23 protein-coding genes are annotated in these 24,134 nt (G+C 66.5%); 13 read left to right on the plus strand and 10 right to left on the minus strand.

Annotation, left to right across the window (positions count from 1 at the left end; all coding sequences use genetic code 11):
* The first annotated feature begins 99 nt into the window (after nucleotides 1-99).
* The 6 genes from J2X52_RS13280 to alr all read left to right on the plus strand — a co-directional run bounded on the left by J2X52_RS13280 (nucleotide 100) and on the right by alr (nucleotide 6,123).
* On the plus strand, nucleotides 100-1,419 hold the full coding sequence (locus J2X52_RS13280; RefSeq protein ID WP_310154179.1) for an MFS transporter: 1,320 nt from the start codon (nucleotides 100-102) through the stop codon (nucleotides 1,417-1,419).
* A 402-nt stretch (nucleotides 1,420-1,821) separates the two neighbouring features.
* On the plus strand, nucleotides 1,822-2,265 hold the full coding sequence (rpsF, locus tag J2X52_RS13285; RefSeq protein ID WP_310154181.1) for a 30S ribosomal protein S6: 444 nt from the start codon (nucleotides 1,822-1,824) through the stop codon (nucleotides 2,263-2,265).
* An 11-nt stretch (nucleotides 2,266-2,276) separates the two neighbouring features.
* Nucleotides 2,277-2,507 (plus strand): 30S ribosomal protein S18, encoded by a 231-nt coding sequence (rpsR, locus tag J2X52_RS13290; protein ID WP_096208774.1) that lies wholly within the window; start codon nucleotides 2,277-2,279, stop codon nucleotides 2,505-2,507.
* A gap of 86 nt (nucleotides 2,508-2,593) precedes the next feature.
* Nucleotides 2,594-3,046: a 50S ribosomal protein L9 gene (rplI, locus tag J2X52_RS13295; RefSeq protein ID WP_310154188.1), complete on the plus strand. Its 453-nt coding sequence runs from the start codon at nucleotides 2,594-2,596 to the stop codon at nucleotides 3,044-3,046.
* A gap of 481 nt (nucleotides 3,047-3,527) precedes the next feature.
* Nucleotides 3,528-4,955 carry a replicative DNA helicase gene (locus J2X52_RS13300; RefSeq protein WP_310154190.1) on the plus strand — a complete coding sequence of 476 codons (1,428 nt, stop codon included), beginning with the start codon at nucleotides 3,528-3,530 and terminating at the stop codon, nucleotides 4,953-4,955.
* 79 nt (nucleotides 4,956-5,034) lie between these two features.
* Nucleotides 5,035-6,123, plus strand: a complete 1,089-nt coding sequence (alr, locus tag J2X52_RS13305) for an alanine racemase (RefSeq protein ID WP_310154192.1) — start codon at nucleotides 5,035-5,037, stop codon at nucleotides 6,121-6,123.
* Nucleotides 6,124-6,132: 9 nt separating this feature from the next.
* Here alr and J2X52_RS13310 read toward each other — a convergent pair whose 3' ends face one another.
* The 3 genes from J2X52_RS13310 to J2X52_RS13320 all read right to left on the minus strand — a co-directional run bounded on the left by J2X52_RS13310 (nucleotide 6,133) and on the right by J2X52_RS13320 (nucleotide 9,267).
* The gene (locus J2X52_RS13310; RefSeq protein WP_310154193.1) at nucleotides 6,133-6,594 is read right to left on the minus strand and encodes a YbaY family lipoprotein; all 462 of its coding nucleotides are present in this window, start codon (nucleotides 6,592-6,594) and stop codon (nucleotides 6,133-6,135) included.
* A gap of 61 nt (nucleotides 6,595-6,655) precedes the next feature.
* Nucleotides 6,656-7,480, minus strand: coding sequence for an endonuclease/exonuclease/phosphatase family protein (locus tag J2X52_RS13315; protein ID WP_310154196.1), 825 nt, complete (start codon nucleotides 7,478-7,480; stop codon nucleotides 6,656-6,658).
* On the minus strand, nucleotides 7,477-9,267 hold the full coding sequence (locus J2X52_RS13320; protein WP_310154197.1) for a M14 family metallopeptidase: 1,791 nt from the start codon (nucleotides 9,265-9,267) through the stop codon (nucleotides 7,477-7,479). Before J2X52_RS13320 ends, J2X52_RS13315 begins: the two co-directional genes overlap by 4 nt.
* A 210-nt stretch (nucleotides 9,268-9,477) precedes the next feature.
* On the opposite strand from J2X52_RS13320, the gene J2X52_RS13325 reads away from it, so the two are divergent.
* From J2X52_RS13325 to J2X52_RS13335, 3 genes are all read left to right on the plus strand, one after another.
* Nucleotides 9,478-11,067, plus strand: coding sequence for an oligopeptide:H+ symporter (locus J2X52_RS13325; RefSeq protein WP_310154199.1), 1,590 nt, complete (start codon nucleotides 9,478-9,480; stop codon nucleotides 11,065-11,067).
* 15 nt (nucleotides 11,068-11,082) lie between these two features.
* Nucleotides 11,083-11,697 carry a rhomboid family intramembrane serine protease gene (locus J2X52_RS13330; RefSeq protein WP_310154201.1) on the plus strand — a complete coding sequence of 205 codons (615 nt, stop codon included), beginning with the start codon at nucleotides 11,083-11,085 and terminating at the stop codon, nucleotides 11,695-11,697.
* Nucleotides 11,698-11,781: 84 nt separating this feature from the next.
* Complete coding sequence (locus tag J2X52_RS13335; RefSeq protein WP_310154203.1) at nucleotides 11,782-12,798, plus strand: hypothetical protein; 1,017 nt, start codon at nucleotides 11,782-11,784, stop codon at nucleotides 12,796-12,798.
* A gap of 48 nt (nucleotides 12,799-12,846) precedes the next feature.
* Here J2X52_RS13335 and J2X52_RS13340 read toward each other — a convergent pair whose 3' ends face one another.
* Nucleotides 12,847-13,017, minus strand: a complete 171-nt coding sequence (locus tag J2X52_RS13340) for a hypothetical protein (protein ID WP_310154206.1) — start codon at nucleotides 13,015-13,017, stop codon at nucleotides 12,847-12,849.
* A 216-nt stretch (nucleotides 13,018-13,233) separates the two neighbouring features.
* Here J2X52_RS13340 and J2X52_RS13345 point away from each other — a divergent pair, with 216 nt between their 5' ends.
* The 3 genes from J2X52_RS13345 to J2X52_RS13355 all read left to right on the plus strand — a co-directional run bounded on the left by J2X52_RS13345 (nucleotide 13,234) and on the right by J2X52_RS13355 (nucleotide 14,950).
* Nucleotides 13,234-13,521, plus strand: a complete 288-nt coding sequence (locus J2X52_RS13345) for a GNAT family N-acetyltransferase (RefSeq protein WP_310154208.1) — start codon at nucleotides 13,234-13,236, stop codon at nucleotides 13,519-13,521.
* A 241-nt stretch (nucleotides 13,522-13,762) separates the two neighbouring features.
* On the plus strand, nucleotides 13,763-13,975 hold the full coding sequence (locus J2X52_RS13350) for a cold-shock protein (RefSeq protein ID WP_310154210.1): 213 nt from the start codon (nucleotides 13,763-13,765) through the stop codon (nucleotides 13,973-13,975).
* Nucleotides 13,976-14,116: 141 nt separating this feature from the next.
* Nucleotides 14,117-14,950: a DUF3298 domain-containing protein gene (locus J2X52_RS13355; RefSeq protein WP_310154213.1), complete on the plus strand. Its 834-nt coding sequence runs from the start codon at nucleotides 14,117-14,119 to the stop codon at nucleotides 14,948-14,950.
* A 12-nt stretch (nucleotides 14,951-14,962) separates the two neighbouring features.
* Here the strand turns inward: J2X52_RS13355 and J2X52_RS13360 are convergent, their stop codons facing one another.
* Together J2X52_RS13360 and J2X52_RS13365 are read right to left on the minus strand one after the other, a co-directional pair.
* Nucleotides 14,963-15,799 (minus strand): NAD-dependent protein deacetylase, encoded by an 837-nt coding sequence (locus J2X52_RS13360; RefSeq protein ID WP_310154215.1) that lies wholly within the window; start codon nucleotides 15,797-15,799, stop codon nucleotides 14,963-14,965.
* Between the two features lie 149 nt (nucleotides 15,800-15,948).
* Nucleotides 15,949-18,102, minus strand: coding sequence for a M3 family metallopeptidase (locus J2X52_RS13365; protein WP_310154217.1), 2,154 nt, complete (start codon nucleotides 18,100-18,102; stop codon nucleotides 15,949-15,951).
* A 237-nt stretch (nucleotides 18,103-18,339) separates the two neighbouring features.
* Here J2X52_RS13365 and J2X52_RS13370 point away from each other — a divergent pair, with 237 nt between their 5' ends.
* Nucleotides 18,340-18,825 carry a glutathione peroxidase gene (locus tag J2X52_RS13370; RefSeq protein WP_310154219.1) on the plus strand — a complete coding sequence of 162 codons (486 nt, stop codon included), beginning with the start codon at nucleotides 18,340-18,342 and terminating at the stop codon, nucleotides 18,823-18,825.
* A 33-nt stretch (nucleotides 18,826-18,858) separates the two neighbouring features.
* Here J2X52_RS13370 and J2X52_RS13375 read toward each other — a convergent pair whose 3' ends face one another.
* The 4 genes from J2X52_RS13375 to J2X52_RS13390 form a co-directional block, all read right to left on the minus strand.
* Nucleotides 18,859-19,281 (minus strand): universal stress protein, encoded by a 423-nt coding sequence (locus J2X52_RS13375; RefSeq protein WP_310154223.1) that lies wholly within the window; start codon nucleotides 19,279-19,281, stop codon nucleotides 18,859-18,861.
* Between the two features lie 49 nt (nucleotides 19,282-19,330).
* Nucleotides 19,331-20,125 carry a ferredoxin--NADP reductase gene (locus J2X52_RS13380; RefSeq protein WP_310154226.1) on the minus strand — a complete coding sequence of 265 codons (795 nt, stop codon included), beginning with the start codon at nucleotides 20,123-20,125 and terminating at the stop codon, nucleotides 19,331-19,333.
* A gap of 131 nt (nucleotides 20,126-20,256) precedes the next feature.
* Nucleotides 20,257-21,933 (minus strand): AarF/UbiB family protein, encoded by a 1,677-nt coding sequence (locus tag J2X52_RS13385; RefSeq protein ID WP_310154229.1) that lies wholly within the window; start codon nucleotides 21,931-21,933, stop codon nucleotides 20,257-20,259.
* Nucleotides 21,934-22,079: 146 nt separating this feature from the next.
* Nucleotides 22,080-23,942: an ABC transporter ATP-binding protein gene (locus tag J2X52_RS13390; protein ID WP_310154232.1), complete on the minus strand. Its 1,863-nt coding sequence runs from the start codon at nucleotides 23,940-23,942 to the stop codon at nucleotides 22,080-22,082.
* Nucleotides 23,943-24,134: the final 192 nt, after the last annotated feature.

The raw sequence follows: 24,134 nt of genomic DNA on the forward strand, positions 1-24,134 counted from the left end.
TGCTGCTGCGCACCTTGCCTGGTGGGCCCGTTTCGGGGTCACAATGCGGTGCATTATCCCCCATAACGAACCTTTGTAACGACCGGAGAGAGCGCGCAGATGAGTGAACCCGCACAGCAGGCCACCACCGGCCTCGACGACGCACCGGAATCCGATGGCCTGGATATCTCGCCAGGAAAGATCGCGTTTCCGGTGGTCATGGGGCGGACGTCGGAGTTCTTCGACTTCTTCGTCTATGGCATCGCCGCGGTGCTGGTATTTCCGTATCTCTTCTTTCCCGACAGCGATCCGGTGCAGGCGACGCTCAAATCGTTCGCGGTGTTCTCGCTGGCCTTCATCGCCCGGCCGATCGGCTCGATCATCTTCATGGCGGTCGACCGCAACTTCAGCCGCGCGGCCAAGCTGATCGGCGCGCTGTTCCTGCTGTGCGGTTCCACGATGGCCATCGCCTTCCTGCCCAGCTACGCGCAGGTCGGCATGCTGGCGCCGGTCCTGCTGGCGGTGTTCCGCTTCGGCCAGGGGCTGGGTTGGGGTGGCGCCTGGGACGGCTTGCCGTCGCTGCTGTCGCTTAGTGCGCCGGCCAACCGCCGCGGCTGGTACGCAATGGTGCCGCAGCTCGGCGCGGCGATCGGCTTCATGCTCGCCTGCGGCATGTTCTACGTGTTCACGCGCGCGCTCAGCCAGGAAGACTTCATGGCCTGGGGGTGGCGCTTCCCGTTCTTCGTCGCGCTGGCGCTCAACGTCGTCGCCCTGTTCGCGCGCCTGCGTCTGGTGGTCACGCCGGAGTTCAAGCGTCTGTTCGACGAAAAGGAGCTGCAGCCGCGGCGCGTGATCGAAACCATCCGCACCCATCCCCGTCAGGTCTTCGTCGGCGCGCTGATCCCTTTGGCCACCTACGCGATGTTCCATCTGGTGACGATCTTCCCGCTGAGCTGGACCACGCTCTACACCGACCACGACGCCGCCGATTTCCTCGGCAGCCTGTTCCTGGGCTCGGTGGTCGGCGGCCTGGGCATCATGCTGTCGGGCGTCCTCGCCGATCGCGTGGGCCGTCGCGGACAGCTGGGAATCGCAGCGGTGCTGATCGGTATCTTCAGCTTCTTCGCCGCGCCGCTGCTGGGCAGTGACACCACCGGCGGCCGCACTACCTACGTGATCGTCGGCTTTGCACTGCTGGGCCTGTCGCTGGGCCAGGCGAGCAACGCCATCGCCTCGCGCTTCGAGAGCATCTACCGCTACACCGGCGCTGCGGTGACGTCCGATATCGCGTGGCTGGTCGGTGCCGGCTTCGCGCCGCTGGTCGCGTTGGGCTTGTGCAGCAAGTTCGGCCTCGAGTACGTCGGTTATTACCTGCTGTCCGGCGCGTTGGTGACGCTGGGCGCGCTGGCCTTCAGCCGCACGCTCGAAACGGTGCGCTGACCCGCGCTGCCGCTTTCCGCGCATGCACGTCTCCCCGCGGGGGGCGTGCGTGATGCGGAGGCGGAGTGCTTGCACGGGGAATAATCCTCGGCGCCGCACGGCGGCGCACGTCTCTGATCAATGTGCGGGGCGACCGGGCGGGGAAGGGAGGCCTGCACCCCGGCACGTGCATTTCATCATGTCGCGCGGGTCCGTGAGACTGCGACCGAATGTCGCAGCGCGGACGTAGGTCGGGTGTCGCAGTCCTGCCCGGCTTGCCCGTGCGCACAGCTTCTGTGACAATGCCCGGCTCCCTGCGGCGTCTGTCCCCGGGAGACCCTTGCCCCACCATGCGGCGTCGCTGCGACGGGGGGCTATCCAGGCCGCTGCGAAAGCGCGGTCGATATCCGAAAGGAAACCAACATGCGTCATTACGAAGTCGTGTTCCTGGTCCATCCGGACCAGAGCGAGCAGGTGCCCGCGATGATCGAGCGCTACAAGGCGCTGATCGAAGGTGCCGAAGGCAAGATCCACCGTCTGGAAGACTGGGGCCGCCGCCAGCTGGCGTACCCGATCAACAACCTGGTCAAGGCCCACTATGTGATGGTCAACATCGAAGTCGGCCAGGCCGTCCTCGATGAGCTCGTCGAAGCGTTCCGCTTCAACGACGCCGTGCTGCGTCACCTGGTGGTGCGCCGCGACGAGGCGGACACCGAGCAGTCCCTGATCATGAAGAACAAGGACGAGAAGGGCGACAAGCCCGAGCGTAGCGAGCGTCGTCGTCGTGACGACGAGGGTGATTCGGTTGGCGGCAGCGATGCAGATGCTGATGCCGACAAGTCCGACAACTCCGCCGAAGCCGCCTGAGGATCACGCACATGTCCAAATTCTTCCGCCGCCGCAAGTTCTGCAAGTTCACCGCCGAAGGTGTCAAGGAGATCGATTACAAGGATCTCAACACCCTGCGCCAGAACCTCACCGAGAACGGCAAGATCGTCCCGAGCCGCATCACCGGAACGAAGTCGCGTTACCAGCGCCAGCTGGCCACGGCCGTCAAGCGCGCGCGTTTCCTCGCGCTGATCCCGTACACCGACAACCACAACGTCTGAGCCCGTCGGGCTTTACGCGTTCTCGTCCGATTCGGACAGCACTCGTTGCGGCGCCCCGGCGCCGCTAACGGATACGGAGCAACACCATGCAACTGATTCTTCTGCAGAAGGTCACCAACCTCGGCAACCTTGGCGACAAGGTCAACGTGAAGCCGGGCTACGGCCGCAACTTCCTGGTGCCGCAGGGCAAGGCCGTGCCGGCCACCACCAAGAGCATCGCCGAGTTCGAAGCGCGCCGCGCCGAGTACGAGGCCAAGGCCCAGTCGCAGCTCGACGAGGCGCAGCAGCGCCTGACCAAGCTCGAAGGCGCCAGCGTCACGATCTACGCCAACGCGTCGACCGAAGGCAAGCTGTATGGCTCGGTCGGCCCGCGCGAAATCGCCAACGCGCTGACCAAGGCGGTCACGCCGGTCAACAAGTCGGAAGTCGTGCTGGGTGAAGGCGCGTTCCGCAACACCGGCGAGTTCGAGGTCGTGGTGCACCTGCACGCCGACGCCGAGACCACCGTCAAGGTCGTCATCGAAGGTGAGGTCGCCTGATCCATCGGATCAGGTTGTCCTGAAACGGGCGCCGCGAGGCGCCCGTTTTTGTTTGGGCTTTGGCGCCGCTGTCGACTTCGGAAGCGTGCAGCGGCCTGCCGTCCCGCAGTCGCTTTTCCTTGATCAGGGGCTGCTGCCCTGAGTGGGGCGCGTGCGATCCCTGGCGCGCTCTGCGCGACCGCGGCACTTCGAGTGAGCTCTCCTTCGTTCCGTGCAGCACAGGACGGACACCTCGTCCTCCGGGAAAGAGCCTGCCCCGGACGTGATTCGGGGTCGACGCGCGACGCGCGGCGGGTGGGGTGGAGGCTTGCTCCTTGATGGGTGTGAGCCAGGACCCCAGTTTGCAGCCAGCGAGATCGCCATCGGCAAACCTGTCGCGCAGGCGATCCGAAAATCTTATCCACAGGTTGTGGGGTCGCGTGTCCACAGGCGCACGTCCTAGCATCCAGTTGCAGCATTCCGTTCTTCGAATCCGAGACCCATGGCCGCACGCAACGACTTCCGCAACAACGATCGCGATCGCGATCGTGATCGCCACGAACGCAGCGATCCACGCGTCGAGCAGCTGCGCGTGCCGCCGCAGTCGGTCGAGGCCGAGCAGGCGGTCCTCGGCGGCCTGATGCTGGTGCCCGACGCGCTGGACCGCATCGCGGACCTGCTGGTACCGGAGGACTTCTATCGCCGCGATCACCAGAAGATCTACGCCGCGATCCAGGAGCTGTCCGAGAAGAGCAAGCCCTTCGATGCGGTCACGCTGGGCGAGTGGTTCGAGTCCAACGGCCTGTCGGAGCTCGTCGCGGGCGGCGCGTATCTCGGCGAACTCGCCAGCACCACGCCGTCGGCGGCCAACATCCGTGCGTACGCGGAGATCGTGCGCGACAAGGCGGTCCTGCGGCAGCTGATCGAAGTGGGCACCGAGATCGTCAACGACGGTTTCCAGCCCGACGGTCGCGACAGCAGCGAGATCCTCGCCAAGGCCGAGCAGCAGGTGTTCAAGATCGCCGAGGCCGGCGCGCAGGGGCGCACCGACTTCACCGCCATCAACAAGGCGATGGCCGACGCCTTCGACGTGCTGCAGACCCGCTACACCAATGGTGGCGGCGTCACCGGCCTGCCGACCGGCTACACCGAATTCGACGAGATGACCGCCGGCCTGCAGCCGACCGATCTGATCATCCTCGCCGCGCGTCCGGCGATGGGCAAGACGACGTTCGCGCTGAACATCGCCGAGTACGCGGCGATCAAGACCAAGAAGGCGGTCGGCGTGTTCTCGATGGAAATGTCGGCCAGCCAGCTCGCGCTGCGCCTGATTTCCTCCAATGGCCGCATCAATGCCACGCGCCTGCGCACCGGTGCGCTCGAGGACGAGGACTGGAGCCGCGTCAGCAGCGCCATACGGATGCTCAAGGAGACCAAGATCTTCATCGACGACACGCCGGGCCTCGGTCCCGACGTGCTGCGTGCGAAGTGCCGGCGCCTGAAGCGCGAGCACGATCTGGGCCTGATCGTCATCGACTACCTGCAGCTGATGTCGGTGCCGGGCAACAGCGAGAACCGCGCGACCGAGATCTCGGAGATCTCGCGATCGCTCAAGGGGCTGGCCAAGGAGCTCAACGTGCCGGTGATGGCGCTCTCGCAGCTCAACCGCTCGCTGGAAACGCGCGCCGACAAGCGCCCGGTAATGGCCGACCTGCGCGAATCCGGGGCAATCGAGCAAGACGCCGATATCATCGTCTTCATCTACCGCGACGATTACTACAACAAGGAAACCTCGCCGGACAAAGGCCTGGCCGAGATCATCATCGGCAAGCAGCGAAGTGGTCCGACGGGCTCGGTGAAGCTCAAGTTCTTCGGCGAGTACACGCGCTTCGACAACCTCTCGCACGATTCGATCGGCAGCTTCGAATAACGCAGCGGTTCACCCGCACGTCCAGCGAACGCGCCGCCGCAGGCGCACAATAGGCGGCCCTAAAGCCGCCCTCCGTCGCATGGCCCGCCCGATTACCGCCACCATCCACACCGACGCGCTGCGCCACAACCTGGGCGCGATGCGCGCGCGGGCGCCAGGGCGGCGGCTGATGGCGATGGTCAAGGCCGACGGCTACGGCCACGGGCTGGAAACCGCAGCACGTGCGCTGCGCGCGGCCGATGCGTTCGGTGTCGCCGCGATCGAGGACGCCGCGCGCATCCGCGACGCCGGGCTCGAGCAGCCGATTCTTGTGCTGTCGGGATTCGACAACCCGGACGATCTCGACCAGCTGCGCGCCCTGCGCGCCGAGGCGATCGTGCATCACGCGGCGCAGCTCGACCTGCTGGAGCAGACCGACGGCGCGCCGATCCGCGTCTGGCTCAAGATCGACACCGGCATGCACCGGCTCGGCTTCGCGCCCGACCAGGTTCGCGCGGCGCATGCGCGACTGCGCGCCGCGCGCGGCGTCACCGGCGACATCGTGCTGATGACGCACTTCGCCAGTTCCGACGAGTTCGACATGCAGGCGCCGAACGGTTTGCAGACGCCGGCGCAGATGCGCGCGTTCGTCGCGGCGACCGAAGGTCTCGACGGCCCGCGTTCGCTCGCAAATTCCGCGGCCGTGCTCGGCTGGCCTGATGCCTGCGGCGACTGGATCCGCCCGGGCGGCGCGCTGTACGGCATGTCGGTGGTCACCGGCCGCAGTGGCGCTTCGTTCGGCCTGCGTCCTGCGATGACGTTCGAGACGCGTCTGCTCGCGGTCAATCGCGTGAGCAAGGGCGAGCGCATCGGCTATTCGGCAACCTGGGAAGCACCTGAGGACATGCCGGTCGGCGTGGCCGCGGTCGGCTACGGCGACGGCTATCCGCGGCTCGCGCCGGCCGGTACGCCGGTGCTGGTGAATGGCCGCATGGCGCGCGTGGCGGGGCGCGTGTCGATGGACCTGATGACGATCGACCTGCGCGGCCAGCCCGACGCACGCGCTGGCGATCCAGTCGTGCTGTGGGGCGATGCCTTGCCGGTGGAGACAGTGGCCGAAGCCGCCGGCACGATCTCTTATGCGCTGACCTGCGGCATCACCCGCCGCGTGCGCTTCGTCAACGACTGACGTCTTGCCTTACGGTTGCACGTGGGTCAGACGGATGCGGCCCACATGCACATCCACGGTATCGGCAGCGATGTTCACCGGCACGCGCGTGTCGGTGACGAAGCGCAGGCTGCCGTCGGGCATCGAGACCGAGGCATGCAAGCCGTACTGACCGTTGTCGCGCAACCTGGCGCGCGGCACGTCGATTGCGAATTCGTAGGGCCCCGGGCCGACCGTCGTCACCTGCTCGGCGAGCACCGCCTGCGGCGTGTCGGCGAGCTGGTTGTCGAGCACCTGCAAACGCAGCTGCGCACCTTCGGGCAGCAGGATCTTCTCGAAATACATCGCTTCGCCCTGGACGCGCACGCTTTCGGTGGACTCGGTCATCGGCGCATCTCCAGAAACGGGCGAGGGCGGCGCGGTCTGGCAGGCGGCCAGCAGGGCGGATGCGCACAGCGGCAGTGCGGCAAGGCGGAGCAGGGCACGGGACATGATCGGCTTCCTGATGGATGGCGTCGCGGACGAGCATGCGCCGGCGCGATGGAACAGCGGGTCAACGCGTCGTCGGGCGCAGCACGACGAAGGTGCCGAAGTGGTCCGACGGCCAGGTGCCGTCCGCGCCGGGCGTATCGAGCACGATGCGCGCTTCGCGGATCTCGAAGCGACCGCTCCGAGCGAAAACGTGATCGATGCGCCTGCGGTAATCGGGGAAGAAATGCGGGTTCAATGTGGTGACGCCTTCGGCGTCGGCACCGGGGTGCAGTGCCCCGTAGGTGTCGATGTATCCGTCCAGCACCGAAAGCTCCGGCGCACTTACCGGTGCATTGAAGTCGCCCAGCACGATGGAAGGCGCCGCATCACCCTGACGCTGGATGAAGGCGCGCGCATCCTCGAGCTGGCGACGGCGGAGTGCAACGCCCTCGGGTGTGTGGTGCAGGTGGGTGAAGTAGACGTCCAGCGGCCTGCCGTCGAAATGCAGCCGCGCGTGCCCCATGCTGCGCGAGTCATCGCGTGGCTCCAGCGCCGTCCAGTCCTGTTCGAGCACGGGCAATCGGGTCAGCAGGGCATTGCCATAGCGGTGTGGTTGGCCTTCGGGGTCGTTGGATACGAACTGCACCGAGTAGCCGAGCGCGTCGCCGAGTGTCTGCGCCTGGTTCGGCAACTCCGCGGTCTGCAGCACCTCCTGCAGCGCGATCATGTCGGCATCGAGCGCGCGCAGCTGTTCGACGATCAGCGGCAGCCGCTTCGGCCACTCCGCCTTGTCGTGATAGATGTTGAGCGTGACGACACGCAGATCCGGTGCCTGGTTCACGCGCGGCTGGGTGGCGGCGCAGGCGGCGAGCGAGAAGGCGAGCAGGGCGGTCAACAGATGCTTCATGGCGTGATGTCTCCGGTGGTCCGCGCAGCGTCGGTGCGCATGACGGGGTAGAGGTTGTAGCGATCGTCCCAGGCGCTGTGTCGGCGGTAGAAGAACTCCAGGCGCGCGGCGGCGTCACCGGCAAACACGGCATCGTCGCGAAGTCTGGCCTCGAACTCGGCGCGTAGCGCCGGATGGGCCGCCAGCATGTCGCGCGCGACCTGTTCGGCGACGTAGTCTTCCATGTATTCCTTGCGCTCGAAATGCGTGTTGAAACGTCCCCACGCCGCCAGCGAATCGGGCGCCTGCGGTTCCAGCAGCGCGGCGACCAGGCGTGCCTTGGGTTGCCCGATCGGCACGAACAGCGCGCCCGCGCCGACATCGTGTTGCTCGATGGTCCATGCACCCTGCAGTTCGAGCCGCTGGTGGCCTTCGACCGACGTCGTCGCGGGTGTGGCCTGCGTCGCGCGGAACACCTCGACCGCGGCTGCGGGCTGCGCCGTGGCGAGCGCGTGGAACATGACGCCGTGCTGGCGCAACTTTTCGCCAACCCAGGCCGCGTGCGCGGCCGGCACCAGATAGCCGCCGCGCGGCAGCGTGACCTCGAGCGATGGCACCAGCGTGTCGCGCATCGGCACGCGCCATAGTTGCGGCGTGGTCTCGTCGTAGCGGGTCATCAGCGCGCCGGACACTTCGGACGGCGTGCGCGTGTAGGCGTAACCGCGGAAGTCCACGGTGTGGCTGGCGTCGGTGGCCTTCCAGGCCAGCGGCGCGCGCGTGCCGCCGAGGGACGCAGCGCGGGCGTCGGCCTCGCGCGCGACGTGCATCCAGTCGCGGCCATGACGCGCGACCTGTTCGACCACCGACACCACGGTATTGCGGGTGATGCGCACGCGCACCGGATATTCCTTCCAGGAATGCGTTTCCACCAGCATGGCCAAACGGTTGCGCAGCAGGAAGTAGCCGGTCGAGAACCGCGGCGGCGACACGCCATCCTCGAAGCCGGATTCCGGGTTGTCGTGTTCGACGAACGAGGGGTAATAGGGCAGCGGCAGCGAGCCCTGCTGGGCAAGATCTGCCATCACCGCGTCGCGGAACGTGCGGCCGACCTCGCGCAATACGGCGTCGCCGGCATGCACCGGCTCGACTTGGATCGAGATGTCGTGCTCGAACTGCGCGCCGTTGGTTGCATGCAGGTCGATATAGGCGATCGGATCCCAGGCCTCCACCAGCGCCAGCATCGCCTGCATCTCGGGCGCGTCGGCCTTGGCGTAGTCGCGGTTGAGGTTGAGGTTCTGCGCGGTCGTGCGCCAGCCCATCTCGCGCGGACCGCGCTGGTTGGGCCGGTTCCACGCGCCGAAGCGCTCGTGGCCGTCGACGCTGAACACCGGCACGAAGACCAGGACCGCATCGTCCAGCGCGCCGGGCGCGGCGTCGCCGTCGAGCAGTTCGCGCAGGGCGAGGAAACCCGCGTCCTTTCCGTCGATCTCGCCGGCATGAATGCCGCCCTGCACCAGCACGACCGGCATGCCGGCCTTGTGCGCGCCTTCGGGATCGAGCGCGCCGCTGCGGCTGGCGACCAGGGCCTGCATCGGCCGGCCTTCGGGCGAGGTGCCGAAGCGGATGCAGCGCACTGCGTCTGGATGCAGTCGCGCGAAGGTGTCGCACAGCGCGATCACTTCGTCGTAGCGCCCGGTCTCGATGAAACCGCTGCGCTCAGCGACGGTGATGCGCGGATCATCGGCGGCCGCGACGGGTAGGGCGGAGAGCAGCAGGGCGAGAGCCAGCGGCAGGCGGGGAACGGGCATGGCGAGGTCCGGACGGGTAATCCGCCATGATGCCGCCCGCCGCGCGCAGGCCCAAATGGGGCGGCCCCCGGATCAGGCGCAGTGGCCTTGCATGTGCCCCATCCGGAGGGGCGTACAAGCCGCTGTCGGAGCACCGCGATCGGGTAGGCTGTGCGGCTTCCAGCCACCCGCGACGCGCCGATGACGACACCGCAGACCACCAGTGGGCCGATGCCCCGCCAGATCGGCTACATCATCGGCAACGAAGCCTGCGAGCGCTTCAGCTTCTACGGCATGCGCAACATCCTGGTGCCGTTCCTGATCAGTTCGGTGCTGCTCGGCTATTTGCCGCAGGGCGCGGACCGGGACGCGGCGGCGAAGGACATCTTCCATACCTTCGTCATCGGCGTGTACTTCTTCCCGCTGCTCGGCGGCTGGCTGGCCGACCGCTTCTTCGGCAAGTACCACACCATCCTGTGGTTCTCGCTGATCTACTGCGCCGGCCACGCATGTCTGGCCGCGTTCGAGAACAACGCGACCGGCTTCTACACCGGTCTGTTCCTGATCGCGCTCGGTTCGGGCGGCATCAAACCACTGGTGGTCTCATTCTGCGGCGACCAGTTCGACCAGACCAACAAGAGCAAGGCGAAGGTGGTCTTCGACGCCTTCTACTGGATCATCAATTTCGGTTCGTTCTTCGCCTCCCTGCTGGCGCCGCTGTTCCTGCGCCACTACGGGCCGGCTGTCGCCTTCGGCATTCCCGGCATCCTGATGTTCATCGCGACCTTCGTGTTCTGGCTGGGCCGCAAGGAATACGTTAACGTGCCGCCGGCGCGTCGTGATCCAAACGCGTTCTTCGAAGTGGTCAAGACCGCGCTGCGCGCGCGTCAGGCCGGCGCGGGTCGTCCCGGTCTGGCAGTGGCGATGGTCGGTATGGTGTCGGCCGTCGTCATGTTGCTGCTGTGGCTGTTGTCGGCGACGGTCTCGATGCCGTGGTGGCCGACGGACTTCGGTTTCGTCATTACCGCATGCCTGTCGCTGGGCGTGATCATCGCGCTGGGCGGCTGGGGCGCGTCGCTGCAGCTCGAACGTGCGCGCGGGCTGCATCCCGATGCCGCCGTTGACGGCGTACGCGCCGTGCTGCGCATCCTGATCGTGTTCGCGCTGGTCACGCCGTTCTGGTCGCTGTTCGACCAGAAGGCGTCGACCTGGATCATCCAGGGCCGCGAGATGGTGATCCCGCATGCATCGGCATGGTGGCCGAGCTGGCTGATCCAGGACGCGGCGCAGATGCAGGCGCTCAATCCGTTGCTGGTGATGCTGCTGATCCCGTTCAACAATCTCGTGCTGTATCCGGCGTTGCGCCGGATGGGCTTCGAGCCGACGGCGCTGCGCCGCATGGGCTGGGGCATCGCGATCTCCGGCACCTCGTGGATCATCGCCGGTGGTCTGCAGCTGTGGCTCGACGGCGGCCAAGAAGTGTCGCTGGCGTGGCAGTCGGTGCCGTACCTGCTGCTGACCTTCGGCGAAGTGCTGGTCTCGGCAACCGCGCTGGAATTCGCCTACAGCCAGGCCCCGCAGGCGATGAAGGGCGTGATCATGGCGCTCTGGTACCTCACCAGCACCTTCGGCAGTCTGTGGGTGCTGCTGACCAACGCCGGCGTGCGCAACGATGCGGTGACGGCGTACATCGCATCGACCGGCATGAGCGAGAACGCCTTCCTGATGTTCTTCTTCGCCGCGTTCGCCTTCGCTGCGGCACTCGCGTTCGGCCTCTACGCGCGCCGCTATCCCATGCAGGACAACTACCGCGTCGCCTGACGCGGAGGACTTTCGATGAATTTTGGACCCGTCACCCTCTTCCTGATCGCCGTGACCGTGCTGGTCTCGTGGCAGGCCTTCGAGAAGCCGACATTGCTCGGCCGTCTGATCCTGTGGCCGCCTGCGATCGATCGCCACAAGCAGTACGACCGGCTGATCGCGCACGGCTTCATCCACGCCGACTGGCAGCACCTGATCTTCAACATGATCACGCTGTTCTTCTTCGGCGCCGGGATCGAGCGCGCATTCGCGCCGTACATCGGTCCGGTCGGCTTCCTGCTGTTCTATGTGTCGGCGATCCTGGTCGCGATCCTGCCCACCTATCTGCGCCATCGCCACGATCCGAATTACCGCAGCCTCGGTGCATCGGGCGCGGTGTCGGCGGTGCTGTTCGCCTCGATCCTGATCAATCCCTGGCAGTTGCTGCTGGTGCTCTTCATCCCGATGCCGGCCATCGTGTTCGGCGTCTGCTACATCGGCTACAGCATCTGGATGGACAAGCGCGGCGGCGACAACATCAATCACAGCGCGCATCTGTGGGGTGCGGGTTACGGCATGTTGTTCACCGTGATCATGGAGCCGCGGATCATCGGAGTGTTCCTCGAACGCTTGATGTCACCCTCGTTCTGACGGCGCGTTGGCCGGCACTGCTCACCGCATCTGCATGGAGCGCGTGATAATCCTGGTCGCACGTTCAACCACGGAGTGCGCCTTATGGCAGTTACGCGAGCGAAAGCCACCGCCCTGCTCAACAAGACCGAGATGGGTCTCTACGACGACAGTCGTGCCAATGCCCTGCGCGAACACAGCGAGTCGCGCCTGACGCAACTGGTCACGCGTGCGCGTACGGCGCGCGACCGCGCACGGGATCTGGAGAAGCGTCAGCGCCTGGCATCGCGCAAGACCAGCGGCAGCAAATCGGGCCGCACGGGTATTGCCAATGCGCGCACGGGCGAGAAAGCAGAGCTGCTGGCCGACATCCTGGGCCGGCTCGAGACCCGTCAGCGCGACGTCGCCAAGGCCGTGAAAACATCCGCGCGCGCGCAGTCGAAGGACAAGCCCGCCAAGGCCGCTGGAACCAAGCGTGCGCCGGCCAAGGCTGCGAAGACGACTGCAGGCAAGACGAAGGCCGCGAAGCCGACGGCGGCTGCGAAGACCTCGAAGTCCGCGAAGAAGACATCGACCACGAAGCAGGCGGCAACGCGTGCTCCGGCAGCCACGGCCACGAAGAAGACTGTCGGCGCGGCCGCGAAGAAGACGGCGTCGGCCAAGAGCGCCGCCACGGCTCCCGCTGCGCCCAAGCTTGCGAAAAAGCAGGTCGCAAAGAAGGCGGTCGCGAAAAAAACCGCATTTAAGCAGTCGACTGCCGCCAAGGCCGCGTCGGCGGCCGCGACCCGAACTGCAGGTGACGGTGCCAAGGCAGCCAAGGCGCGCGTGGGCAAGGCGAAGAATGCGAGCGGTCGCGGCAAGCGGGGCATCACACCCGAACAGGCGCTTGCGAACACCCGCAAACTGCTCGAACAGCGGGAGGCCGAGGCGAAGGGCAGCAAGTCCTGGGAAACACTGGGCGCGGAACCAGCCTCACCCGAAGCGCCCGGCTTCCAGTCACCGCAGGCGCGGTCCAAGGTGCTGGCGCTGCATGAGGCCGAGACCCGGCAGGCCTCGATCAACGGCAGCATCAGTACGCGTGACCGACGCAATCAGAGCAAGCGCGACCATCGCAGCGACTGACCGCGCAGGGCGCGCGCCATCCGCAACGCGCGCCCTTCGCGTGATCGCTCAGGCGACAACGCGCAGCGCGACCTCGGTCGCGTCCGCATAGGCGTCCAGCAGGCGCTGCTGGACGAAGTGGTCCAGCTGTTCGAATTCGCTGGAGGCGGTCTGGTCGAGCCGGGTGAGTTCGAACAGCCGCTCGAGAGCGTCCTGTAGATCCTTGCGTCGCGTGGTCATCGTGGCCTTCCCCTGTATGCCGGGGATGCAGCACGTCCCGTGCCAAACTCCCCCCCAATCAGCGTGCCGCCCCCTGCGCGCGGCCCGCGAAGGCGCCAGCGCCGGATCGTGACGCAGTGCGTCATCACCGGGTGCACGGGGACCGGCCTCCAGGGTGGCGACGTGCCGCGGGAGGCCTCGCGTAACGCGCCGCCTTTCAGACCGGATGCACGTCTCATGTCGACCCCCTCCATCCAAATGGACACGGCCCGCCGACTGTTCGAGATCAGCGTCGACGGACACGTCGCGCACCTCGAATACCGCGAAAAACAAGGCGTTCTGACGATTCTGCATACCCTTGTGCCGAGTGCACTGGGCGGCCGCGGATACGGCGCCGCGCTGGTCGATGCGGCGGTCGCGCATGCGTTGCAGGCGGGCCTCCGGGTCGCATCGGAATGCGGGTACGCGACGCGTCGTCTGGCGGCAAACGAGGCCCGCGCAACGGCTGGCAAAACCGGTCACTAAGCGCCGTTTGCGCATTCACCCTTTCTGTTTTTTTTGCGGTATCGTTCGCGAACTGTTCAAGGCGGGATCACGATCCATCGTGACTCCGATGCGGTAGATCCACGTTGAACGCCCGGTTCGCCGGTCGGGACGATCCGCTCCATCGCTTCGCGTTACCCCTTGCTCGACAGTCGCGGCATCCGGACCACAGCGTCGGCGGGTGTCGTGTTCCCAATAAAAACTGCTTCAAGGAGTAATAAACATGTCGGATCAGCGCCAGACCGGAACCGTCAAGTGGTTCAACGATGCCAAGGGCTTCGGCTTCATCACCCCGGAAAGCGGCCAGGACCTGTTCGTCCATTTCCGTTCGATCCAGGGCACCGGCTTCAAGTCGCTGCAGGAAGGCCAGCAGGTGACATTCAAGGTCGTCCAGGGCCAGAAGGGCCTGCAGGCTGACGAAGTGCAGGCCGTCTAAGACGCCACGCTTCCGCGAGACCCAGCCCCGGACGGCGACGTCCGGGGTTTTTCGTGTGTGTGATTCCTCGACGCGAACCGTCACGACAATCGCACGCCGCGCCCGTTAGTTTTTCGTTTCACCATGTCATTTGGAACATCAATGTCTGCACCGATCCGGTCCCTGTACTGCCTGCCACTGCTCGCACTGGCGCTGGCGGCTTGCCAACGCGACGTGCCGGCGCCCGAACAGGCCGGGGACGCTGCGGCGATGACAGTTGCCGAGACCGTGGAGCCGCTCGAAGAAACGCCGGCCGAGTTGCAGGACGTGGTCGAGATGGACCCGAAATTCATCGTCGGAATCAGCTATCCCCCCGAGGCCAACAAATACCCCGGACTCGCCGCTGAACTGCACCGCTATGCACAGAGCGCGCGTGAGGAACTCATGGAAGCGGTGGGCGGCGCCGAACTCCAGCCGGGCACGATGTACGACCTGTCGCTCAACTTCAGTACCTTGCTCGACACGCCGGACATGCTGGCGATCGCGGCCGATGGCAGCAGCTACACCGGTGGTGCGCACGACGCGCCGCTGATCGAACGCTTCGTGTGGTTGGTGCGCGAGCAGAAGCTGCTGACCGCCGAGGCGCTGGTGGCTGGCGAAGACGACTGGAAGGTGATCTCTCGCTACGTGCGCGAGCAGTTGCATGCGGCCCTGTCGCAGCGGATCGACGCCGACGAACTCGAGCCCGACGAGCGCAGCCGTCTGATGCGCTCGGCCGGCAGGATGATCGACGAGGGCTCGGGCCCCGACGTCGCCAATTATCAGCAGTTCGAGCCGATCCCCGGCGCAGGCGGCAAACTGTCGGGTCTGCGCTTCGTATTCCCGCCCTATCAGGTCGGGCCGTATTCGGACGGCGCCCAGACCGTGGACGTGCCGGCCGCGGTGCTGCTGCCGCATGTGGCGCCGGCTTACCGCGATCTGTTCGTGCAGGCCTGACCCGCCGACGGATCAGCGGCCGAGCGCACCAAGCGTGATGCCGATTTCGGCGTTGAGCCGCAATGTGGCGAGGGCGTCGGCTCGGGTCGTGCCGCCGTTGAGGATCGCGAGCGGCAGGCCGGCATCGGCCGCCATCTTCGCGAAGCGGAACCCCGAATAGACCATCAGCGACGAGCCGACGACGAGCATCGCCTCGCTCGCCAGCAAAGCGGCCTGCGCGTCCTGTACCCGGGCGCGCGGCACGTTTTCGCCGAAGAACACCACGTCCGGCTTCAGCATCCCGCCGCAGCGCTTGCAATACGGGGGCGCGAAGCGCTGTTCGGCATCTGCGGCGATGTCGGCGTCGCCGTCTGGCGCCATTGCTGCGTCGCCGGGATGCCAGTCCGGATTGTCGGCGACAAGCCGCGGCTGCAACGCATCGCGCGGTGTGAGGTCGCCGCAGGACAGGCAGGTGACCTGATCGAGCCTGCCGTGCAGATCGATGACACGCTGGCTGCCCGCGGCCTGGTGCAGGCCGTCGACGTTCTGGGTCAGCAAGGTCGTGACCGGTCCTTCGTGTTCCAGTGCGGCCAAGGCGCGGTGCGCCGCATTCGGCTGCGCGGCCGAGAACTTCGGCCAGCCGACGAAACTGCGTGCCCAGTAGCGGCGGTAGATGGCGGGATCACCGGTAAACGCCTGCCAGGTCACCGGCGCTGCCCGCTTCCATTCGCCGTTGGCGTCGCGGTAATCGGGGATGCCCGAGCCGGTGCTGATGCCTGCACCGGTCAGCACGAACAAGCGCTGGAACCGGGCAAGCCAGTCACGCAATTGCGTGGAGGCATCGGGCATATCGAGGACGGTCGCGGACATGTGGTCATGCTACAGGCCGGCTATCCCGCAATGTGCGTGGAACGGGACGTACGGACGCCGTGGCGGCGTCGCACGCTGTAACGGATGCGCAAAAGAAAACGCCCGGCGCGAGGCCGGGCGTTGTTGGGGTCACACAGTGCGAGGCACGATCAGTTCGTGGCGGCCTGCGGATCCGGCGCCAGGCCACGCTTGATCAGCAGCGGCTCGATCTGCGGCTCGTGTCCGGTGAAGTCCAGGAACAGCTGCTTGGCATCCTTGCTGCCGCCGCGCGAGAGCAGGGTGCTGCGGAAGCGGTCGCCGTTCTCGCGGGTCAGGCCGCCGTTCTGCTCGATCCACTGGACGGTGTTCGCGTCCAACACTTCCGACCAGATGTAGGCGTAGTAGCCGGCTGCATAACCGCCGTTGATGTGGCTGAAGTACGGCGTGCGGTAACGCGGCGGCACCGGCGCGTAGTCGAGGCCGGCGGCCTTGAGCGCGGCGGCCTCGGTGGCCATGACCTGGGAACCGTCTGGCAGCTGGTCGGCCGGCAACTGGTGCAGGTACTGGTCGAGCATCGCTGACCCCAGGTACTCGGTCGTCGCGAAGCCCTGGTTGAACTTGGCCGCGGCCTGCACCTTGGCCAGCAGTTCGGCCGGCATCGGCGCGCCGGTCTGGTAGTGCTTGGCGTAGTTGGCGAGGATCTCCGGCCAGTCGGCCCACATCTCGTTGACCTGCGACGGGAACTCGACGAAGTCGCGCGGCACGCTGGTACCGCTGAAGAACGGGTACTTCACGTCCGAGAACATGCCGTGCAGCGAATGGCCGAACTCGTGGAACATCGTGGTCACCTCGTCCCAGGTCAGCAGCGTCGGCTGGCCGGCCTGCGGCTTGGGAATGTTCTGATGGTTGGCAGTGACCGTCAGCGTGCCTTCAAGCTCCGACTGCGACACGTACGAGTTCATCCACGCACCACCGCGCTTGGACGCACGCGCATAGGGGTCGAAGATGAAGATCGCGAGCTGGCTGCCGTCTTCATTGAAGACATCGTAGGTCCAGGTGTCGGGGTGGTACTTCGGCAGGTCCGTCCGCTCCTTCATCGTGATGCCGTAGAGCTTGGTCGCGGCGAAGAACACGCCGTTTTCCAGCACGTTCTTCATCTCGAAGTAGGGCTTGAGCTGCGCGTCGTCGAAGCTGTACTTGTCCTGGCGGACCTTCTCCGAGTAGTACGCCCAGTCCCACGGCTCGAGCTGGAACGTCGGCTCGCCCTTGGAGGCCTGCTCGCGATCGATCATCGCCTGCAGTTCGGCGGCTTCGAGCTTGGCATTGGCGACGGCGGCCGGTGCCAGCTGGCCCAGCATGTCGTTGACGGCCTCGACGGTGCCGGCGGTCGAATCCTCGAGGATGAAGGCTGCCTGGTTCGGGTAGCCCATCAGGTTCGCGCGCTCGGCGCGCAGCTTGAGGATCTGCGAGATGACCTCGGTGTTGTCGTACTGGTTGCCGCGGCTGCCACGTGCGACCGACGCCTTGTGCACGCGCTCGCGCACCTCACGATTGTTGAGCTGCGGCAGCGGCGGCTGACCGGTGGTGTTGAGCAGGGTGATGACGTATTTGCCTTCGAGGCCGCGGGTCTTCGCCTCTTCGGCGGCGGCAGCGATCTGCGCCTCGCTCATGCCGTCGAGTTCCTCGACCGTGTCGACCACGACAGCGGAATCGTTGACCTCGTTGAGCACGTTCTGGCTGAAGGTCGTGCCGAGCCTCGCCGATTCGGCATTGATGCGGCGCATCTCTTCCTTCTGCGCTTCGGTCAGGTTGGCACCGGCGCGGACGAACATCGTGTGGTAACGCTCGACCAGGCGCTTGCCCTCGGCGTCGAGGCCCAGCGAGTCGACGTTCTTGAACAGCGTATCGACCCGGGCGAACAGCTTCGGGTTGAGCATCACCGCGTCGCGGTGGGCGGCGAACTTCGGCGCGTAGTCGGCGTCGATCTTCTTGCGCGCATCGTTGGTGTCGGTGCCGTTGAGGCTGCCGAAGATGACGCGCGCGCGCGACAGCAGGTCACCGGACTTCTCGAGCGCAATGATGGTGTTGTCGAACGTCGGCGCCTCCGGATTGTCGGCGATCGCTTCGATCTCGCGCAGGTTCTCGGCCATGCCGGCGTCGAACGCGGGACCGAAATGCGCGTCCTGGATCTGGTCGAAATGCGGGTAGCGCAGGTCGAGCGTACTTTCGACGAACAGCGGATTGTCGGCGGGGCGCTGGGCGCTCGTGGCAGGCGTGGCGGTGGCGGTGCCGGTGGACTGCGCGAAGACGGGCAGGGCGGACACGGCGAGGGCCGCGCAGAGTGCGACGGCGAGCGGGTGCTTCAGCAAGGGGATTCTCCCGGTGACATGACCCACTAGGCTAGCCGATCGGATGTGGAGACGGCCCATGCCGGAAGTCCGGTTGCTGAAATGCCATGTGCAGCAACGGCTTGCGGGCGGAAATGCACGCGCGACAGAAAGAGTCGCGCGTCGCGACGGCACGGGGCAGACTGGCGGTCCGTTTCCCATGCCGGAGCCGCGATGACCAGCGCGTTCGATTTCCAGGCCACCAGTCTCGACGGCTCGCCGCAGCCCCTGTCCGATTACGCCGATCGGGCGCTGCTGATCGTCAATGTCGCCTCGAAGTGCGGTTTCACCCCGCAGTACACCGGCCTGCAGCAGCTCTGGCGCGACTACCGTGACCGCGGGCTGGTGGTGCTGGGCTTCCCCTGCGACCAGTTCGGGCACCAGGAGCCGGGCGCTGCGGCCGAGATCCGGGATTTCTGCGCGCTCAATTACGCCGTCGATTTCCCGATGTTCGCCAAGACCGACGTCAACGGTGCGCACGCGCACCCGCTGTGGACCTGGCTGCAGGCGCAGAAACGCGGCGTGCTGGGCACGCGCGCGATCAAATGGAATTTCACCAAGTTCCTGGTCGGGCGGGACGGTCAGGTCCTCGACCGGTTCGCGCCGTCCGCGAAGCCAGAGAGCCTGCGCAAGCCGATCGAGGCAGCGCTGGCCGACTGACGCGGGCGTCAGTACGGCAGCGCAGGCTCTGCGTCAGCGCACGACGGTCACCGGAATCGTGGTCTGGGCGATGACCTTGCTCGAGACGGATCCGAGCAGTACGCCCTTCACCGCGCTCCGGCCGTGGGAGCCCATCACCAGCAGATCGACCTTGCGCTTGGCTGCGACCGCTAGGATGGTTTCGGCGATCTCGCCGGTTGCAGCGACTTCCTCCACAGCCACCTGGCTGCGCCCCAGCGCCTTGCGAGCGGTCTTGAAGACATGCGCGTGGTTGTCGGCGTGATAGGCCTGCACGGCCTCCTTGCCGATGCGCCGCTCCACGCCCGGAAACACCGGCGGATCGACGTGTAGCACGGTGACGCTCGAGGCTGCCGTGGACTGTTTGGCGAGCTTCAGGGCGAACTTCAGGGCGCGCGAACTGATGTCGCTGCCGTCGACGGTCACGAGAATTTTCATGGGCCGCTCCAGTGGATGATGCGTGGAGTGTAAGGCCTGCTTGCCGCAGCTACTTCTCGACGAACGCGCGCTCGAAGACATATTGGCCCGGCGTGCCGATGCGGGGCGCGGCCTCGAAGCCGCGTGCGTCGAGCAACTGGCGGAAATCGGCCAGCATCTGCGGGCTGCCACAGATCATCGCGCGGTCGTGTTCGGGATCGAGCGGCGGCAGGCCGAGGTCGGACGCCATGCGGCCGCTGTCGAGCAGTTCCGTGAGGCGCCCGCGGTGGCTGCGACCGTTGAAGTCGAAGTCCTCGCGGGTCACGGCGGGGTAGTACAGCAGCTGCTTCGACATCTGCTCGCCGAGAAACTCGTGGTGCGGCAGTTCGTTGACGATGTAGTCGCGGTAGGCCAGATCCTGCGGCGTACGCACGCCGTGGGTCACGATGACCTTGTCGAAGCGTTCGTAAGTCTCGGGATCCTTGATCACCGACAACCACGGCGCGAAGCCGGTGCCGGTGCCCAGCAGATACAGGTTGCGGCCCGGGTGCAGGTCGTGGATCAGCAGCGTGCCGGTCGGCTTGCGACCGATCAGCACCTGGTCGCCCGGTTGGATGTGCTGCAGGCGCGAGGTCAGCGGGCCGTTGTCGACCTTGATGCTGAAGAACTCGAGTTGTTCTTCCCAGTTCGCGCTGGCGATCGAATACGCACGCAGGATCGGCTTGCCTTCGGTTTCCAGCCCGATCATCACGAACTGGCCGTTCTCGAAGCGGAAGCCATCGTCGCGGGTGGTGGTGAAGCTGAAATAGGCGTCCGTCCAGTGACGGACATCCAGCACCGTTTCGGTGCCAAAGGCGGCTGACATATGCGGAAAGGCGACGCGGGGAAGGCGCGCATGATACCAGCGATGAGACCGGTTCTCATTCTGCGCGCTTGGCACGGGGCGGACATGGCGTTCCACCCGGGCCTTGCCGTTGCGCGTCAGACTGGGCGGCGTCAGTTCGGCCCGCGTTCCTCGTTGGGCCTGGCGCGCTTGTCGCCCAGCAGCGCGCTGAGCACGATCGCGATGCCGAGACCGGCGCCGGTCAAAAACAGCAGCAGCGCGATCGCCGGGTAGCCGAACAGCCGCGGGCCGCCGGGGTTGTCCATCATCATCGCCGAGGCCAGGATCAGCGCCGCGGTGACGATGCCGGCCGCGATGCGGTTGGCGATCTTGTGCAGGCTTTCGAGCAGGTGCGATTCCTCCAGCCCGGTGAGCCGCACCCGCAGGCGGTTTTCCGACAGCAGCGACAGCACGTTCGACACCTTGCGCGGCGCGTCGCGCACCAGCTCCTGCATGTCCATCAGTTCGCTGGCGAGGTTCGCCGGCGACAGCGATTTGCGCAGGCGCTGGCGCATCATGTTGTTGAGGTGATCCTCGACGACGCGTTTCATGTCGAGATCGGGATCGAGCGCCTGCACCACCGATTCGAGATGCAGCAGCGTCTTGCCGAGCAGGCTCATTTCCGGCGCGGTGCGCAGGCCACACGCCGTGGCTAGCCGCACGAGGTCGAGCATCAGCCGGCCTTCGGTCTGCCCGGTTGCGCCGGATTGCGCGGCGTAGCGCGCGACCAGCTGGCCGACATCGCGGTAGTAACGGCCTTCGTCGAAGTCTTCCAGCCGCGTGCCCATCGCGATGCCTTCGGCGGCGACTTGCTCGCCGCGGCCGTCGACCGCTGCGAACAGCAGCTTGAGCAAGCGCTCGCGGGTACGCGGAGGGACGTGGGCGACCATGCCCAGATCCAGCAGGGCCAGCCGCCCGTCGCGGGTGAACAACAGGTTGCCCGGATGCGGGTCGGCGTGGATCTCGCCGTGCACGAACACCTGGTCCAGATAGCCGTGCAGCAGTTCGGTCGCCAGCGGTGCCATGTCGCGCTCGGTGCGCTGCAGGCCGGTGATGTCGGTGACCTTGGTGCCTTCGACCAGCTCCATCGTCAGCACGCGGGCGCGGGTGAGATCCCAGATCGGCTTGGGCACGAACAGCGCGGGATAGGCGACGAAATGCGCGTCGAAGCGGTCGAGGTTCTCGGCCTCGATGCGGTAGTCGAGTTCGGCCAGCAGGGTGCGCCGGAATTCGTGCACCCAGTCGGCGAAGCGGATGCGCCGGCCGACTTCGGTGACCCGGTCCACGCCGCCGGCGAGGCGGGCGAGGGTGTCGAGGTCGTCGCGGATCTGTTCGGTGATGCCCGGGCGCTGCACCTTCACCGCGACCTTGCGGCCGTCGCGCAGCGTCGCGCGATGCACCTGCGCCAGTGACGCGCTGCCGAGCGGCTTCTCGTCGAAACTCTCGAAGATCTTGCTGATGCGCACACCCAGCGCATCTTCGACTGCTTCGTGGATCACCTCGAACGGCAGCGGCGCCACGTCGTCCTGCATGCGCTCCAGCGCGACGAGATACGCCGGCGGGACCATGTCCGGCCGCGTCGACAAGGCCTGGCCGATCTTGATGAAGGTCGGACCCAGCGCTTCGAGATCGTCGACGAAGGCCTCGGGCTTGCCGGGTTCACCTTCGGGCGCCGCATCCGCCGTGGACGGGTCGAATTCGAATCCCGACAACACCCCCGCACTGCGATACTTCATCAGGAATCGCAGAATCTGCGCATGGCGCGCAAGGGCGCGGCTGGTGTCGGTCATTCGGTCTACTCCGTTGGTCCCACGCAGCGTACGCAAGGCGCCGTCAACGGCGACTCACGACCGCTGCCCGTGTAGGAGCGCGCTTGCGCGCGAGGGCATTCCCGGCAACGCCCCATCGCGCGCCAGCGCGCTCCTACAGATGCGGATCAGCGGTATCCGGCGGCCTGCAGTTCGAACAGCTCCGCATAGCGTCCGCCCTGCGTCATCAGCTCGGCATGGGTGCCGCTGGCTTCGATGCGGCCCTGCTCGAGCACGAGGATGCGGTCGGCCATGCGCACGCTGGAGAAGCGGTGCGAGATCAATACCGCGGTCCGGTCTTCCGAAAGCTCCTTGAAACGGCGGAACACTTCGAACTCGCTGCGTGCGTCCAGCGCGGCGGTCGGCTCGTCGAGGATCATCACCTGCGCCTCGCGCATGTAGGCGCGGGCGATGGCGATTTTCTGCCACTGGCCGCCCGACAGGTCCACGCCGGTCTTGAAGCGCCGGCCGATCAACTGGTCGTAGCCGTCCGGCAGGCCGGCGATGAGCTCGTCGGCCATCGAGCGGCGCGCGGCGTCCTGGATGCGTGACGCGTCGCCCATGGCCTCGATGCGGCCGACGCCGATGTTCTCGCCGGCGGTGAGGTGGTAGCGCACGAAGTCCTGGAAGATCACGCCGGTGTTCGCGCGCAGCGCGTCGAGGTCGTACTCGCGCAGGTCGCGGCCGTCGAGCAGGATGCGGCCTTCGTCCGGGTCGTAGAGCCGCGCCAGCAGCTTGACCAGCGTGGTCTTGCCCGCGCCGTTCTCGCCGACCAGGGCCAGCACTTCACCGGCCTGCAGGGTGAAATCGAGATGGCGCACCGCCCAGCGTTCGGCGCCGGGATAGCGGAAGCCCACGTTCTCGAACGTGAAGCCTTCGCGGATCGGCTGCGGGAACGGCACCGGATCGGCGGGCGAGGTGATCTCGGGTTCGATCGCAAAGAACGAGAACAGATCGTCGAGATACAGCGCTTGGCCGGCGACCTGCGAAAACCCGACCAGCAGGCTTTCCAAGAGCTGGCGCAGGCGGCGGAAGCTGCCGGCGAGGAAGGTCAGATCGCCGATCGTGAAATCGCCACGCACCGTGCGCCAGGCGATGTAGGCGTAGGCGACGTAGTAGCCCAGGGTGCCGAGTGCGGCCAGCAGCGTGCCCCAGACCGCACGCCTGCGCGCGAGCGAGCGGTTGGCGCGGAAGAAGCCGTCGGCGAGCGTGCGGTAGCGGTCGATCAGGAACCGGTGCAGGCCGAAGATCTTGACCTCTTTCGCCGTTTCCAGACTGGCGCCGGTCTGGCGCACGTATTCGAGCTGGCGGCGCTCGGGCGTCCACTGGAAGTTGAGCGTGTAGCCGAGCGCGTTGAAGTGCGATTCGCCGATGAAAGCCGGGATCAGCGCGATCGCCAGCAGCAGGATCAGCCACGGCGCGTAGACCACCAAGCCGATCGCGAAACTCACCACCGTGATCGCGTCCTGCACCTGGCCGAACAGCTGGCCCATCAGGTTCATGCGTCCCATGGTCTGGCGGCGCGCGCGGTCGAGCTTGTCCTGCAGCTCGGGATCCTCGAAGTCCTCGAGGTCGAGCGTCGCCGCATGTTCCATCAGGCGCACGCTGGTCGCGTTGGTGAACAGCTCCGACAGCAGGTTGTCGGCGTAGCTGACCACGCGGCCGAGCAGATCGGAGCCGATCGCCAGACCGAATTCCAGCGCGAGCAACCAGGCCAGATGATCGAGCGCGCCGCCATTCCAGGCAGTGGCGAGATCGTCGAAGGCGACGCCCGCGCCGACCAGCCGGATCGCCTCGTCGATGATCAGCTTGCCGATGTAGAGCATCACCACCGGCAGGAACGCGCGGATCAGCCGCAGGCCCAGGCTGGTCAGCGTCAGGCCGGGGCTGGTCTGCCAGATCATGCGCAGGAAAGGCCGCAGGTTGCGCATCGCGTTCACGCGTTCGCGGAAGCTCGGTTTGACGGAGGCGGACCTGTTCGCTGTGCTCATCCGCGGATTGTGCGCGATCCCCGAGGGTCGATGGCATGGGCATGGGCACGGGCGATGCGCGATTGCGGGCCGCGCGCACACGGCGATCCGCGTCGCCATTGCAGTGCACGGTCGGCGGAACGCCGGCGTCTGGCACCCGCAGACGGGAGAGTCCGGCCGCGCATGCGGCCGTGATGGCGTGCCGGAACCGGC

It is taken from the genome of Luteimonas sp. 3794, from assembly GCF_031456825.1.
Taxonomy (GTDB): domain Bacteria; phylum Pseudomonadota; class Gammaproteobacteria; order Xanthomonadales; family Xanthomonadaceae; genus Luteimonas.